This is a genomic window from Pradoshia sp. Z3_51 (assembly GCF_058215915.1).
Genome location: NZ_JBZAJC010000003.1, coordinates 343,964 through 359,587 on the forward strand (window position 1 = coordinate 343,964; position 15,624 = coordinate 359,587).

A 15,624-nucleotide genomic window follows, 5' to 3' on the forward strand; every position below is an offset into this window, starting at 1 on the left:
TATCCCACTTCTGGTATGACCAAAATTATACTGTAAATATATCACAATATTCTGTCTTGTACATAGTTAATCTTCTTTAATCAGGACATTTCCTTCTCCTATAATTCTTTCTAAATCTTTCAGTAGGGCGGGAGTAGGGTTCACCCAGTTTTCCTTGGATAATTGAATAGTTTTTGTATCTTTTTCGTAATATATATACACCTTTGTGTTCCCACGATATTGAATCAAAACATTACGAATAGCTGTTAAGGTTTTATTGGTTTGAACATTTGGAGCAACCTTAATATAGACGGATTTAAAAAGTTCCTTTATTTTCGGTATATCATTCTCTAAATCATAAAGATTTTGTGTGATAAATTGTTTCTTCCCATTGCGCTCCTCCAGCTTTCCTTCTATTAAAACTAAATTTCCTTCTTTTAAAATGGATGAATATTGCTTGTACACATTTGGAAAAGTAACCCCTTCCATATCACCCGTTTCATCACTTAGAAGCAGAAAAGCCATATTTTCGCCTTTCTTTGTACGGATCAGTTTAACAGATTGAATATAAGCACCAACAAATCCTGTTGAATTCAGTGGAAAATTGGACAGAGGAAGTGCTCCTGCATGTTTTAATAAAGGTCTTGAACCGCTGATTGGGTGGTCGGATAAATATAAGCCGAGAACTTCTTTTTCTTTTTGTAACTTTTTGTCCGTTGGCATCGGGTCGACTACTACATATTTCGGTTTAATGAACATATCATCAGCATCAAAAAAACCAACTTCTCCTGAATCAGGACGAACCAATTCAGCATGCTCCAGTGCCACATCTATGCTTGCCAAAATACTTGCACGATCCATTTTAAACTCGTCAAATGCACCCGCGTAACATAAATTTTCCAATACTTTTCTGTTTATGATACGGGAAGGAATACGTATACAAACATCAAATAGATCTTCAAATGGGCCATTTTTACGAGCTGCAACCAGTTCTTTTAAGACGGAAGCTCCAATGCCCTTCACAGCTGCCAGACTGTAACGCACCCCTTTATCTCCTTCAAGAATAAACGGGAAATGACTTTTATTGATTGATGGCGGATAGACTATATAATCTTTTGACTTTAATTCCTGAACGTATTGAGCTATTTTATCATCGTTTCCAATTACAGATGTCATCAACCCTGCCATAAAGCTGCGCAAATAATTTGCCTTTAAATAGGCTAACTGATATGCAATTAGGCTGTAAGCGACTGCATGACTCCTATTAAACCCATAATTTGCGAACCGGACGATTAAGTCATATACTTCATTTGCCGTATGCTGTTCGTGCCCTCTAGCCATAGCCCCTTTTACAAAATGAGCTCTTTGTTCATCGAGAACGTCTTTTTTCTTCTTACTTACAGCTCTTCTCAGCAAATCAGCTTCTCCTAAGCTGAAACCGGCCATTGTCGAAGCAATCTGGATTATTTGTTCCTGATACACAATGATCCCGTAGGTAGGCTTCAGAATTGTTTCCAATTCAGTAATAGGAAAAGTAATAGGTTCAATTCCATGTTTACGATTTATGAATGTCGGGATATTATCCATAGGGCCCGGCCTATACAGGGCATTGACCGCTACCAAATCCTCAAAAACAGTGGGTTTTAGCTTTTTAAGGACATTTTGCATGCCAGCTGATTCAAACTGAAAAATCCCTGATGTTAGTCCCTTACTTAATAACTCAAATGTGGCCGTGTCATCCAATGGAATCTGACTTAACTGAATCTTCTTACCCGATGAACGATTTACCTGTCTCACAATCTGATCAAGCAAAGTTAAATTTCGGAGTCCGAGAAAATCCATTTTCAAAAGACCAATTTCTTCTAAAATTTCCATCGGGAACTGGGTCAAATAAACACCCTCATGCCCTTCCTGAATCGGAATTAAATCGGTCAGCGGTTGATCGGTAATAATTACCCCTGCGGCATGTATGGATGTATGTCTTGGAAGCCCTTCCCACTTCTTGGCGATTTCAAAAATCCGCTTATGAAGTGCAGATTCTGCAATCCATGTACGGAAACGGCTGGATTCAGAATGCGCCAATTGTATGGTCAGTCCGTTAATAGGAGGAAGCGAACGAGATAGCTGGTCCAACTCCTTCGTGTTCAATCCACAAACTCTGCCCGCATCCCGCAAAGCAGCCTTTGCTCCAAATGTACCAAAGGTTATAATTTGTGCCACATGAATGGGTCCATATTTCTTTGCTACGTACCGTATCATTTCTTCTCTGCGATTGTCTGGAAAGTCGATATCTATATCAGGCATCGTAATCCTTTCCGGATTCAGAAACCTTTCAAACAATAGATTGTATTCAATAGGATCGACATTGGTAATTCCAAGCACATAAGCAACCATCGAACCTGCAGCAGATCCACGTCCAGGACCTGTTAATATCCCTTGTTTATTAGCATGATTCATAAAGTCCCAGACAATCAGGAAATAGTCACTGAACCCCATATCAGCAATTACAGTTAATTCATATTCCAATCGTTCAAAGTGCTTTTTATCGGGAGTTGGATAACGCTTGGCAAATCCTTTTTTGCAAATCTCTATCAAATATTGATGTGCGGACAAATCATTAGGAACGGGATACTTTGGAAGTAATTTTTGATTAAACTCTAAGTTTACACAGCATTCTTTGGCTATTTGAATCGTATTTTCAAGAGCAGCCACATCGGATGAGTACCACTCCATCATTTCAGAACGGCTCGCAAAATGCTTCCTTTCATTCTCAGACAACTCGATTTTATCCAATTCTTCTATCTTTATATTATCTTTTAAACAAGTCAATGCTTGATAAGCCAGTGAATCTTCTGGCTTCAAATAACAAATATGGTGAGCTGCAACAAGCTGGGTGTTCGTTTTGTCAGCCAGTTGTTTGATCTTCGCCCTCTCCATTCCTTCCGTAGACGGTTTAGGCAATGAAAGATAAAAAGATTGATTACCAAACAAGGTTTTATATTTCAAGAGGACTTTTTCTGCAGCTTGCTCATTGTGGAAAAGTGTACTTTCAATTTCACCTTCTATTCCCGGTGTAATGGCAATGAGGCCTCTTGCATATCCTTTCAACCATCTGAATGGCAAACCATCAGGAGACTTCGTTTGAATTGCACTCGATATCTTCATTAGGTTATGATATCCTTCATTATTTTTAGCCAGCAAAATAAGAGGATAACTTTTATGCTCTTCATCATCAAATATATCTGCAGTCAAACCTATGATTGGCTTGATTCCCTGTTCCATGCATTCCTTGTAAAAAGACACAGCCCCATACATAACATTTCGATCTGTTAATGCGATACTGCTGAAACCATTATTCTTTGCCGAGGTAACGATATCCCTGATTGATAACGTACTCTCCAGAAGACTATACGCGCTATATACATGAAGATGGATTAATGACATTCTTTCGTCACATCCTTGTTATCATTTTTGTATTTAGGAGAAATTCTCTCTTATTCTCTATTATAGAAGTCCAATGCTCAAAAAGAAAATATGTTCGATGCAAGTTGAAAAACTTTTTAGCCTAATTACATATTACTCATCCCTCCCTCATATATATGTAAAAAACAAAAAGGACGAGGTAAATGAACCAGGCTTTCTTACCAGCATTTATAAACAGTTTCTTCATTTCATTTGGCGTACTGCTTGGCGGATCTTTGATCGGTGGACTGGCTGCTTTCATAACAGGTCAACCCCCATTAACTCAAGTGTTTCGCCTATCCGAGGGTTTAAGAATTTGGGCTATTGTGGCAGCTATTGGCGGAACTTTCGATGCGGTCTATTCATTTGAACGAGGAATCTTTCATGGTGCGACAAAAGATTTATTCAAACAAATCCTGATTATTATTTCAGCCCTTGGAGGAGCTCAAGCCGGTGCTCTCATTATCCAATGGCTGACACAGGAGCAGTTAAATCCATGAGAATCCCTCCATATTATCGAAATCCCTTATGGCAACGCTTTTTCGCAGGAGTTATTATAGGGGCGATCATAAGCTGGGGGCTTTTTTTGTATATGTTCGGTGATCTGCAGGAAAAGCAAATTCAGTTAATAGAAACACAGCAGGATGCTATTAAAGATTTACACGATGAGCTTGAAATATGGCAAAATGAATACGAAATTTTAAATAAAAAAAATGAGAGTAAATTACTCGTACAGGAAGTAACCGTTCATATTACAAACTATAAAAAATACAGATTGGATCCACTCAGTATTTTTGAGGTAGAGCAAAGTATTAAGAAAGATTTCGAAAGCTTATTAGGTAAGGATTTGGAAAGTGTGAGTCATGGAAAAGAACTCCTTAAAAGAGCAATTATTAATAAGAATATCAAATTAAACGGCAGGCACTATCAATTGGAAGTCCAGGAATTAATTCTATACACGCATATCGAAATTTCATTGTCGCTCAAACAAATTTAAGAACAGCCGGGTACTCCTCTGGGTACCTGGCTGTTCCACTTAATTATTTGGATCCATAGTTGGAACAAACCTGTACGAGATCTGCAAGGACATTATTCATGTCCTCCCAATTGTAAATGGTTGCGCCAGATGCTAAGGGATGCCCGCCTCCATTATATTTCATAGCTACACCATTAATAACAGGGCCTTTTGATCTGAGACGAACTCGAATTTCATCATTTTCTTCAATGAAAAATACCCATGCCTTGATTCCCTTTACAGATCCCAAAGTACTGACAAGTGAAGATGCTCCGGAGGATTTTACACCAAATCGTTCCATGACTTCCTTCGTAATTACGACTACCCCAACTCCTGAATCAATTATTTTAAAGTTTTCAAAAACATAGCCATTCAAACGAACGACCGCTTCATCAACATCATACATACCATCGTATATATCCGTGCGATTAAATCCGTACTGAATAAGCTCGCCGGCATACAGAAATGTTTTATCGGTAGTACTTGGATATAAAAATCTACCCGTATCACCTACGATTCCTGCATATAATAATCGCGCTGCCTCCTGATTCATTCGTAATCCTTTATCCTTACCGTACTCATATAATTCATAAATCATTTCACTGCAAGAGCTTGCTGATGTATCAACCCACAAAAAATCTCCGTAAGGATCCTCATTTGGATGATGATCTATTTTAATCAAAAGATCCCCCCTCGTATACCGTTGATCACAGACCCTTTCCTGATTGGCTGTATCACAAACAATCACTAATGCTCCTTCATATGCTTCATCCGGAATCACATCAAGTCGCTTTAGAAAATGTAAAGATTCCTCTTCTTGACCAACCATGAATACTTGTTTTTCTGGAAAGGAATATTTAATGATTTCTCCCAATCCACATTGTGATCCATATGCATCAGGGTCTGGCCGAACATGTCTGTGCAGAATAATCGTATTGTATTTTTTGATTGCATCTATAATCTGTTCCTTCATCACTTTTCTCCCTTTATCTTTTGTATTTTTTATGTATGGTCATGCATATGATACCCGCAACCAAGGATAAGGAATCGAATTCCAAATTGGTACAATATTTCAATATCTTGTACAATATAGGCATACAACCCAATTGGAGGCACAGTGCATGATAATATTTGTATTTTTAATTGTAATGTCTTTTTCGTTTTTTATTTACTATAAGACAAAATACTTCAGAACCAAGTTACCTATGCAAAGAGCATATCTGTCCGGTAAATCATCCATCTCTTTAGGTGTATTTGTTGCTCTTTTCGGTCTTAATCAGCTATTCCTTTTTCATACAACTGTCACCTATATCGTCGCTGCTATTTTTATCATAGTTGGCGGATGGAGTATATATGGCGGTGTAAGAATGTATAAATATTATGCTCCCCTTGCTGAGGAAGAATATCAGGCGGCACTAAAATAATCGTATCATAATCATTACGTGAATATGCAAAATTGCCTTTATAGTTCCTATAAAGGCAATTTTTTATCGTTAACTACGCTCCAATAACTGGCAGGTCATCATGGCCTTACCGACCAATTTTCCTTCATTGAAGACTTCTATATCTACTTTTCCAAACTTCCGTCCAATTTCCAGTACCTTTGGTACAATTTCGAGTTTGCTCTCAAGCTGAACAGGCTTTAAGAAATAGATCGTCATATTCTCTACAACTAAATCACCGCGTTTATATCCTCGCAGCACTCTATTCGTTGCTTCAATTACCATAGCTGTAAATACACCATACGAGATCGTTCCCAAGTAATTAGTCATCTGAGGTGTCACCTCACACTGATAACTATCATTACCCTGAACAGCCGTCATTTGATTGGCGATGACATCATCAATCGTCTCACCGACCTGTGGTTGCCGCTGGCTCATTTGCAATGCCTTTAAAACATCTTGTCTGCTTATAATTCCGATTAAAAGATTGCGGTTATCAATGACTGGCAAGAGCTCAATACCCTCCCAAACCATCATATGAGCGGCAGATGCTACACTCGTCTTTTCACCTACAAAGATAGGATTTTTAGTCATAACTTTATCAATCTGTACGGAAGCATCAACCCCAAGAATATCCCTAGATGTAACCATTCCCTGCAGGCGCAAATTATCATCTACCACCGGAAAACGGCTATGCTTTGTCGCTTTATTCAGTTCAGTCCAACGTTCAACTGTATTTCCTGCTTTCAGTACTTCTGTTTTCTCAATTGGAATAAGAATATCTTCGACAAGTAAAATCTCTTTTTTAATCAGCTGATCATAGATTGCTCTATTAATCATTGTTGCAACAGTAAAGGTATCGTAAGACGTAGAGATCACAGGCATTTGCAATTCATCCGCAAGTTTTTTAACTGAATCCGCTGTATCAAATCCACCGGTGATGAGCACAGCTGCCCCTGTGGTTAATGCAAGTTCATGTGCTTTCACACGGTTCCCGACAATCAAAAGATTGCCTGCCTCTGTGTAACGCATCATCGCCTCAAGCTCCATAGCCCCTATGACAAATTTATTCAGAGTTTTATGAAGCCCTGATCTACCACCGAGGACCTGTCCATCAACGATATTAACAACCTCAGCAAATGTCAGTTTTTCTATGTTTTCTTTTTTCTTCCGTTCAATACGAATGGTTCCAACTCTTTCAATCGTACTGACATACCCTTTATTTTCAGCTTCTTTAATTGCTCGATAGGCGGTTCCCTCACTGACGGTCAGTGCTTTTGCAATTTGCCGTACAGAGATTTTTTGGCCAATCGGTAGTTCATCAATATATGCCAATATTTGTTCATGCTTAGTAGCCAAACTATTCACCCTTTTTCGTTATCCATTATTACTATTATAATGGGAAACGTTCCAATCAATCAATGTGACCTTTTATATTGTCTGGAAATATGGGGATTTTTTGTACCTTTTGACTGCGCAATTGTTCGTTTATTACCCACACTGTACAAAATAGCTGAAAGGTTCCCTCCCAAAACACTAAATGCGAGCGCAAGCCATGCGAATGAAAAAATGGTTTCTTCCATATTACCTTCAAATGATAGATATGGAAGTGCCCATAATAACATCGCCAGGCCAATTACCAAACTGATACCACAACGAATTTTCATAGATTTATCCCTCCTATAAGATAAATATATGAATAAACGAAAAAAAAAGAAGTACACATAAAACTAACAGGTTCGGTTTTAAGAACAAAATTAATTATGGATACATGCAGAAGTTAATTCAATTCACATTGAATTTGCTCATTTTTGCGTGCAATAAAGGATTTTTTCAGTTGAATTCTAAGTGTTTTAGAAATTTATGTTAAACTATTTTAGTGATTGATTAGTAAATTATTCCATTAAGAGGGAAGCGTATGAAAAAGTACTTGGTTACATTGATTGTATTGATTACTTTAAGTATGGGTGGCTATTTTCTTATTGGACTATTAAACGTAACACCACCTTCACCAACCATAACTGTTGAAGATAAAAATGTAGAGGTCGCACAAGGCTCGTATTGCTGGAATGGACTCATAAATGCTGGTTGTGTTGATATGACTTCTCCTCCAGAAATCATTAAAGATCACGAATTTAAACCTGTGGTTGCATCACCTGAATCTGAATTGAACATAGAATTCAAAAACACACCGCAAGAAAATACATTAAATGTAAATCAATGGCTTACCAATGAAAAAACAGCGAATGTACATATTAGGGATAATAAGATCGTATTGCCAAAAGAAAAAGGCGTATATGGTTACGATGTATCGGCAAGATGGGAAAAGGGCGACTCAAGTTATGCTTTTGTAATAGAAATCCGCTAGTTAAAATAAATCAAGTTAAAAAGCATCGGCATAGTACCGATGCTTTTCTTGGTTACACTATGAAAAATGGTTAGATTTTAATGCTAATTCTAGTATTAATTATTCTGATATTTAGCATTTTCTACTTAAAAAACAATCCGTTCACATAAAACTCTATTTTTATAATTCAATAGATTCTCCCGGATTCAGAACCCGAACGAGTTCTGAATCACATAAGGAAGCAAAATAATATGGATCCTGCTTAATCGGTGGGAACGTATTATAGTGAATTGGAACAACTTGTTTAGGGTGCAGGAATTCTGCAGCCAGCGCAGCATCTTCTGGCCCCATCGTGAAATTATCTCCAATCGGCAGGAATGCTAAATCAATCGGATGACGGTCACCAATCAACTTCATATCTGAGAATAAGCCTGTATCTCCGGCATGGTAAATCGTTTTACCTTCCGCTGTAATCAACAACCCTGCAGGCATCCCTCCATATATTAATTGGCCATTATCCTCAAACCCCGTTCCGTGAAAAGCTTGGGTTAATTTCACTTTTCCAAAATCAAACTCATAAGCTCCACCGATGGACATGCCATGTGTTTTTACACCTTTCCATCCCAAGTATGTACTTAATTCAAAATTACAGATTACCAACGCATCATGTTTTTTGGCCAACTGAACCGTATCACCCAAATGATCATCATGTCCATGTGTAATTAAAATATAATCCGGATTTACATCCTCCACTGTTAAATCTGTCAATTCATTTCCCGTAATAAATGGATCAATCAGCAATTGTTTCCCCTCTGTTTCGATTTTCACTACGGAATGGCCATGAAAAGATACTTTCATCTCCTTCAGTCCTTTCATTGTTTTTTCAATAAATACCCGTTAAATTAAGTTTTCTAACAATTTACATTATCCTGCATAATTGATACTCTACTTTCATAGTAACATTTACATAAAATATTATGGAGGTCCAATATGAGTAACTTAAATCACTTGGCAAATTGGCTTACCGAAAAACAGGCTGATGCTGCTTTTATCACGTCTACAGAAAATGTTTTTTACCTAAGTGGGTTCTATAGCGATCCTCATGAACGCTTATTGGCAGTAATTACTTTCCCTACTGAAGAACCTATTTTAATTTGCCCGCAAATGGAGGTTTCAGACGCAAAACAGGCTGGCTGGGGGTATGAAGTGCTTGGCATTTCTGATACCCAAAATCCATGGGAAGTTATTAAAGAAACACTGAAAAAAAGAAACATTTCTATTCAAACTCTGGCAGTGGAAAAAGAACATTTAACTATGGAACGACTTGAAGGACTTAATTCAATTTTAAACCAGCCGACATATATATCGGCGGAAGAAAAAATGCGTCAACTGCGTATGATTAAAAGTCCATCTGAATTAAAAATCATTAAAGAAGCTTGCCGTCTTGCTGACTATGCCATAAAAATCGGAACTGAAGAAATTGCAGAGGGTAAAACAGAAATGGAAATCCTGGCTGCTTTGGAGTATCAATTGAAAAGAGAAGGCGTATCCGAAATGTCCTTTGCAACAATGGTGCTAACTGGTGAAAACGCCGCTTCCCCTCATGGAGTTCCTGGACAAACGAAAGTCAAAAAAGGTGACCTGGTTCTATTCGACTTAGGTGTTGTGGTAGATGGATATTGTTCTGATATTACACGTACAGTTGCTTTCGGACAAATTAATGAAGAACAAAGGGAAATTTACAACACTGTTCTTGAGGCTCAAATTGCTGCAGTTGAAGCATGCCGACCTGGAAAAACTTGTGCCGAAATAGATTTAACAGCACGTAATATTATTAGAAATAAGGGATATGGTGACTATTTCCCTCATCGTCTTGGTCATGGCCTTGGAATTAGCGTTCACGAATATCCTTCCTTGACCGAAATCAATACACTGTCTCTTCAGGAAGGAATGGTCTTTACGATTGAGCCGGGTATTTATGTTCCTGGCAAAGCCGGCGTTCGCATAGAGGATGATCTATATGTGACTGAAAACGGGGTAGAAATTCTTACTAAATTCCCGAAAGAACTAGTAACTATTTAAGAGCACTATATAATAAACCAACAGACAGCGGGGATGAACTGCCCCTTAAAAGTTAGACACCAATCTAACTTTTAAGGGGTGTTTTTTATGTATTAAAAAAGAATACTAATCGGATTGAGAGACATTATCTTTCTTGAATCATTAAGTATTTCAAAATAATATTCAATAAATTAAGATATTCGTTATTGTATTATTTATAATATTTATAATTCATTTCAAAATATGTTCATATAATATTCCGACTTTTCGTGTAATTTATAGTATAATATAAATATACTTAAAGGAGGAGATTAATATGGCATTAACCTATAATAATATCCTTGTGGCAGTTGACGGTTCACAGGAGGCAGAATGGGCTTTCAAAAAAGCTATTGACGTAGCAAAAAGAAATGACGCTAGGTTAGTTTTAGCTCATGTTGTCGACAACCGTACATTTGCTGCAGTTGAGGCATACAGCATTTCTATTTCTGAGAGCGCTGAGCAATATGCAAAAGACCTTTTAGAGGAATATAAACAAATTGCTCTTGATGCTGGTGTTAGAGATGTAGCTCTATCTATTGAGTTTGGATCTCCAAAAGTAAAAATTCCTAAAGATATCGCTAAATCTTTTAATGTTGACTTAATTATTTGTGGCGCAACCGGTTTAAATGCTGTTGAGCGTTTCTTTATCGGAAGCGTATCTGAACATATTATTCGTTATGCAAAATGCGACGTAATGGTTATTCGTTCCGATGATAAACCTGTGGATCAAGCTGCAGCAAAGTAAGTATACACGTAATTAACAATAAAAATCCCATGCGCCGCGCATGGGATTTTTATTGTATGAGGCTCTTATTCCACTAAACTCTTTGCTTTATCAATAGCCAGTCTTACCTGATTAAAGCCAGTACCACCAGAGCTGTTTCTTCTTCTCACAGCCTCTTCCGGTTTCAAAGCTTCATAGATATCTTCCTCAATTAGATTGGATGCTTCTTTTAATTTTTCTAATGGAAGATCGAGTAGATAGTACCCCTTTTGTATACAATATAGAACTAATTTACCGACAATTTCATGCGCTTCACGAAAAGGGATTCCCTTAGCTGCCAAGTAATCAGCCAACTCGGTCGCATTTGAAAAATCGTTATAAACTGCTTCCTTCATCACATTTGTATGAACCTTCATAGTCTCTATCATTCCATTAAAAATTTTCAAAGATCCTTTTAGTGTGATAACCGTGTCAAACATGCCTTCTTTGTCCTCTTGCATGTCTTTATTGTAAGCCAGTGGCAAGCCCTTTAAGAGAGTTAATAACCCAAAGGCATTTCCATACACACGTCCGGTTTTACCGCGAATCAACTCTGCCATATCCGGATTTTTCTTTTGTGGCATAATACTTGATCCTGTTGAAAACGTATCATCCAATTCGATAAACCGATACTCTTGGCTGGACCACAAAATAATTTCTTCACTGAATCTGGATAGATGCATCATGATCAATGATGCATTATTCAAAAACTCTGCGATGAAGTCACGATCACTTACAGCATCTAAGCTATTTTCATAGATTCCATCAAACCCCATCAGCTGAGCAGTCAATTCCCGATTAATTGGGAATGTTGTACCAGCCAACGCGCCTGCTCCAAGAGGCGAGAGATTAATCCTTTTCAGGCTGTCCTGTAAACGTTCTTTATCTCGCTGAAGCATCCAAAAATAGGCCATAAAGTGATGCCCTAATGAAATAGGCTGGGCTCTTTGTAAATGAGTATATCCCGGAACAACTGTCTCGATATGCCTTTCGGCCACCTGAATCAGCGTGTTTTGGAATTCTGTAATTCCGCCGATGATTTCATTGACCTGGGAACGTAAATATAAATGCATGTCCGTTGCCACCTGGTCATTACGGCTTCTGGCAGTATGCAATTTACCTCCAACCGGCCCAATTTCATCAATAAGTAATTTTTCCAAATTTAAATGGATATCTTCAAAATCTACAGAAAAAGAGAGCTCTCCTTTTTCCGCCTTTTCTTTTAAAGAGTACAATCCATTCTTAATTAACTCGACTTCCTCTTTCGAGAGAATCTCACAGGCTCCAAGCATTGTCACATGAGCAAGGCTTCCTTCGAGGTCTTCCATCACTAATTCTTGATCAAACGCGATGGAGGCGCCAAAGGAATCAATCCATTCTTCGGCAGTTTTCGTAAATCTGCCTCCCCACAGTTTTTTCACACTGTCACCTTCTTTTGATTGTGAACCTGACTGTTTACTTTTGTAGGCAGTCCCCATAGATTGATAAATCCAACCGCACTCGCATGGTCAAATTCGTCAGCTGAAGTATAGGTTGCCAGGTTTTCATTATAAAGAGAGTATTCAGACTTTCTACCTTCCACAATAGCATGACCTTTAAATAATTTCACACGTACTACGCCAGTCACGAAGCTTTGAGATTGTTTCAAAAAGGCAATCAAAGCATCTTTCAGCGGTGAAAACCATAGGCCCTCATAAATGAGTTCAGTTAATTTCTTCTCAATTACAGGCTTAAAATGTGCCAATTCTTTAACCATTGTTAGGTCTTCCAGTTCTTTGTGCGCTTTAATTAAAGTTAATGCACCAGGACACTCGTATACTTCCCTTGACTTAATTCCAACCAAACGGTTCTCCACATGATCAATTCTGCCAACACCATGTTTACCAGCAAGATTATTAAGATTCTGGATTAATGCGGCTAAAGGAGATTCAACTCCATTTAATGCAACAGGTACTCCTTCTTTAAACGTAATCTCAATAATATCTGGTGTATCAGGAGTATGTTCAAGAGCTGTTGTTAAATCATACGCTCCCTCCGGAGGGGCTGCCCAGGGATCCTCAAGAACTCCGCATTCATTACTGCGTCCCCATAAATTTTGGTCAATTGAGTATGGGCTATCTAAATTAATCGGTACAGGAATATTATTTTGTTTTGCATATTCAATCTCTTCCTCGCGAGACCAGCTCCAGTCTCTAACCGGTGCAAGTACCTTCAAGTTAGGGTTCAAAGCTTGAATTGATACTTCAAAACGTACTTGATCATTCCCTTTTCCTGTACAGCCATGTGCCACAGCAACAGCATTTTCTTTTTCCGCTACTTCAACAAGTTTTTTTGCAATCAATGGTCGGGATAAAGCAGAAATCAATGGATATTTCCCCTCATACATTGCATGCGCCTGAAGAGCTACTAACGCATAATCATTAGCAAATTCTTCTCTGGCATCTATAACATAGGAAGAACAGGCACCAACCTTAATAGCCTTCTCTTTTATAAAATCTAAATCTTTGCCTTCGCCTACATCCAGGCAGCATGCTACCACGTCATACCCCTTTTGTTTTAACCAGGAAATAGCAACTGATGTATCTAATCCTCCTGAATAGGCAAGTACTACTTTATTTTTATTCATGAACGTTCCCCTCCGATGTATATTTATTCAAATAAAAATGTTTTTATGCAATTAGAATATGTTATTCACTTTACCAACATTATGTGACTTTTTCAAGTATTTCCTGAAAATTTATTTTATGCCGAATCATTGTAACTTTCCGCTATTATAAATTACAAAAGAAATTCGTATATATTAGCCAGATTGTGTAAACTATTTGTATGAATGAACATTGGGAGTGAATTAAAATGGAGGATTTTTTCATATACGATGAACGTCTGGGTATACCGATTCCTCACCTGAAATTGGACTTTGCTGTCTACCCTCCTATTGTACAAAAAGCCATCCTAAACCGTTGGGAACAAATTAGAGGGGAGATCCCAGAGCGTATACAGGATATTGAACGGATTATTAATCATAAATTAAATCAGTTAAATGATGAAGATGATTTTGAGGTTTCATGTACTCTAAATTACGAAATTGCTGAACATGCCTCAATCATAAATGATTTATGGATTTGGTACAGAACTGAACAGGATTTAACAGGAAAAAAACATTTATAATTTGTGGTCTATTATCAAAAAAACCGCCCATTATTGTGGGCGGTTTTTTTGATAATATTCATAAATTATGCAATTTAATCTTCCCTTACTTCCCGATGAAATGTCCATGCTCTGGAAAGTTAATTTCTCCAATACTAATTTACAAACTTTTTTAGATCCGGGTATTTTAAATAAATCAGTTGAAATCTGCTGAAGACCTATATCAGTTACAACCATATCCATTCGAGAGCTTACTCCCTATATGTAGCTACACACGGTTGATACATCTATCAAAGGTTCTCTTTTTCACTTAAGTAACGATATTTATAAAATTTATCTGCAAAATCCGTAACTTTTTTTGTTAGACGATAATTAGCACCTGAACCGATAGCCATGCTTAGAATTGGTATTCCCTTAAATACCTTTTTCCTAAAGAAATATATAGCCATCACCTTCATCATTTGTTTAATAGGCTGATCAAACCAAAAAACATTGCTCAACTCATCTTCCCCTTCATAGAAATAAGAAGGTGAATGATCCAAATCCTCCATTAAGGTCTCCCAGAAATACTTTTGCATACGTTCTGGCATTGTACCAGCATGGAATACCTTTAGTGAAATCATAATTTCATATGGGGTGTTCATTTCAAAACCATATGAAATTCCAATCAGCTGAATACTCCTTAAATTGATCACCATTTGAGCCGGCAAATCCGCTGCTAAAGCCACCCCTCCATTTACAGCCGAAATACCTCCCTGAACGAGAGAATACATCCGATGTCTGGCCACTTGCTGTTCAGCGATATAGGCCAACTGATCAATGGAAAGCTCTTTTAAGTCTTTTAGTGTTGATATATTTTCATCAAAAACGCGGGCATTTGTAAGTATACGATTCCTTGCATCAAGTTGGAATTGAGACTCATGAATCATGGAGTGCAGGTGAAATAACCAATTATCCATTTTCGAGAAAAACTCCTGTTGTGTACTCTCCGGCAACAGCGTGAACATATTCTCTATCCACCGATCATAATATGTTTCAAAATCGGTTGGCTCACTTGCCTTCATCTCCGCTTCCCACTCTTTTATTTCCATCCAAATTTCCTGATCCCGTTTCGTCAACGCCATATAATGATCACCTCTTTAAATGGTCTGATACAAAAAGTATATCACATATCGTACCAATTCCTATATTCTCGAAAATAGCTGTACAGAAGTCCTATGAATGAACAGATATAAGAATAACGCAAGATAACATCATCCATTTGAATACTCCTGAGTGAATTTAATAGCACTAAACACAAAAAAGGAATTCAGACTAGGAGCTATAAAGCTCTAGTCCGAATTCCTTTTATCATTAAACTAAAATT

16 protein-coding genes are annotated in these 15,624 nt (G+C 37.6%); 7 read left to right on the forward strand and 9 right to left on the reverse strand.

Features of this window, described 5'->3' with window-relative positions:
• Nucleotides 1-66 precede the first annotated feature (66 nt).
• A complete protein-coding gene (dnaE, locus tag AC4BHA_RS08785; RefSeq protein WP_066108931.1) occupies nt 67-3,423 on the reverse strand; it encodes a DNA polymerase III subunit alpha in 3,357 nt (1,118 codons plus the stop codon).
• Nucleotides 3,424-3,605: 182 nt separating this feature from the next.
• Between dnaE and ytrH the strand changes: the two genes are divergently transcribed.
• Nucleotides 3,606-3,941 carry a sporulation membrane protein YtrH gene (ytrH, locus tag AC4BHA_RS08790; protein ID WP_066108934.1) on the forward strand — a complete coding sequence of 112 codons (336 nt, stop codon included), beginning with the start codon at nt 3,606-3,608 and terminating at the stop codon, nt 3,939-3,941.
• Nucleotides 3,938-4,438: a sporulation membrane protein YtrI gene (gene ytrI / locus AC4BHA_RS08795; protein WP_066108937.1), complete on the forward strand. Its 501-nt coding sequence runs from the start codon at nt 3,938-3,940 to the stop codon at nt 4,436-4,438. The genes ytrH and ytrI overlap by 4 nt, the downstream gene beginning before the upstream one ends.
• A 43-nt stretch (nt 4,439-4,481) precedes the next feature.
• Here ytrI and AC4BHA_RS08800 read toward each other — a convergent pair whose 3' ends face one another.
• Nucleotides 4,482-5,429, reverse strand: coding sequence for a DHH family phosphoesterase (locus tag AC4BHA_RS08800; RefSeq protein WP_066108940.1), 948 nt, complete (start codon nt 5,427-5,429; stop codon nt 4,482-4,484).
• 148 nt (nt 5,430-5,577) lie between these two features.
• Between AC4BHA_RS08800 and AC4BHA_RS08805 the strand changes: the two genes are divergently transcribed.
• Nucleotides 5,578-5,880 (forward strand): YtpI family protein, encoded by a 303-nt coding sequence (locus AC4BHA_RS08805; protein WP_066108943.1) that lies wholly within the window; start codon nt 5,578-5,580, stop codon nt 5,878-5,880.
• A 69-nt stretch (nt 5,881-5,949) separates the two neighbouring features.
• On the opposite strand, the gene AC4BHA_RS08810 is transcribed toward AC4BHA_RS08805, so the two are convergent.
• Nucleotides 5,950-7,257 carry a CBS domain-containing protein gene (locus tag AC4BHA_RS08810; protein WP_066108946.1) on the reverse strand — a complete coding sequence of 436 codons (1,308 nt, stop codon included), beginning with the start codon at nt 7,255-7,257 and terminating at the stop codon, nt 5,950-5,952.
• A gap of 59 nt (nt 7,258-7,316) precedes the next feature.
• Nucleotides 7,317-7,565, reverse strand: coding sequence for a hypothetical protein (locus AC4BHA_RS08815; protein ID WP_066108949.1), 249 nt, complete (start codon nt 7,563-7,565; stop codon nt 7,317-7,319).
• 251 nt (nt 7,566-7,816) lie between these two features.
• Here AC4BHA_RS08815 and AC4BHA_RS08820 point away from each other — a divergent pair, with 251 nt between their 5' ends.
• Nucleotides 7,817-8,266, forward strand: a complete 450-nt coding sequence (locus tag AC4BHA_RS08820; RefSeq protein ID WP_490558452.1) for a hypothetical protein — start codon at nt 7,817-7,819, stop codon at nt 8,264-8,266.
• A 159-nt stretch (nt 8,267-8,425) separates the two neighbouring features.
• Here the strand turns inward: AC4BHA_RS08820 and AC4BHA_RS08825 are convergent, their stop codons facing one another.
• Nucleotides 8,426-9,103, reverse strand: coding sequence for a metal-dependent hydrolase (locus tag AC4BHA_RS08825; RefSeq protein ID WP_490551051.1), 678 nt, complete (start codon nt 9,101-9,103; stop codon nt 8,426-8,428).
• 132 nt (nt 9,104-9,235) lie between these two features.
• Here AC4BHA_RS08825 and AC4BHA_RS08830 point away from each other — a divergent pair, with 132 nt between their 5' ends.
• Both AC4BHA_RS08830 and AC4BHA_RS08835 read left to right on the forward strand, forming a co-directional pair.
• Nucleotides 9,236-10,327 (forward strand): M24 family metallopeptidase, encoded by a 1,092-nt coding sequence (locus AC4BHA_RS08830; RefSeq protein ID WP_066108958.1) that lies wholly within the window; start codon nt 9,236-9,238, stop codon nt 10,325-10,327.
• Nucleotides 10,328-10,622: 295 nt separating this feature from the next.
• Nucleotides 10,623-11,093 carry a universal stress protein gene (locus AC4BHA_RS08835; RefSeq protein WP_066108961.1) on the forward strand — a complete coding sequence of 157 codons (471 nt, stop codon included), beginning with the start codon at nt 10,623-10,625 and terminating at the stop codon, nt 11,091-11,093.
• Between the two features lie 65 nt (nt 11,094-11,158).
• Here AC4BHA_RS08835 and argH read toward each other — a convergent pair whose 3' ends face one another.
• The gene (argH, locus tag AC4BHA_RS08840; RefSeq protein ID WP_139892799.1) at nt 11,159-12,532 is read right to left on the reverse strand and encodes an argininosuccinate lyase; all 1,374 of its coding nucleotides are present in this window, start codon (nt 12,530-12,532) and stop codon (nt 11,159-11,161) included.
• Nucleotides 12,529-13,737, reverse strand: a complete 1,209-nt coding sequence (locus AC4BHA_RS08845; protein ID WP_066108966.1) for an argininosuccinate synthase — start codon at nt 13,735-13,737, stop codon at nt 12,529-12,531. Before AC4BHA_RS08845 ends, argH begins: the two co-directional genes overlap by 4 nt.
• 227 nt (nt 13,738-13,964) lie before the next feature.
• On the opposite strand from AC4BHA_RS08845, the gene AC4BHA_RS08850 reads away from it, so the two are divergent.
• Nucleotides 13,965-14,279: a hypothetical protein gene (locus tag AC4BHA_RS08850; protein ID WP_066108968.1), complete on the forward strand. Its 315-nt coding sequence runs from the start codon at nt 13,965-13,967 to the stop codon at nt 14,277-14,279.
• 30 nt (nt 14,280-14,309) lie between these two features.
• Here AC4BHA_RS08850 and AC4BHA_RS08855 read toward each other — a convergent pair whose 3' ends face one another.
• Nucleotides 14,310-14,501: a hypothetical protein gene (locus AC4BHA_RS08855; RefSeq protein WP_139892798.1), complete on the reverse strand. Its 192-nt coding sequence runs from the start codon at nt 14,499-14,501 to the stop codon at nt 14,310-14,312.
• Between the two features lie 47 nt (nt 14,502-14,548).
• Complete coding sequence (locus AC4BHA_RS08860; RefSeq protein WP_139892797.1) at nt 14,549-15,382, reverse strand: EcsC family protein; 834 nt, start codon at nt 15,380-15,382, stop codon at nt 14,549-14,551.
• Nucleotides 15,383-15,624: the final 242 nt, after the last annotated feature.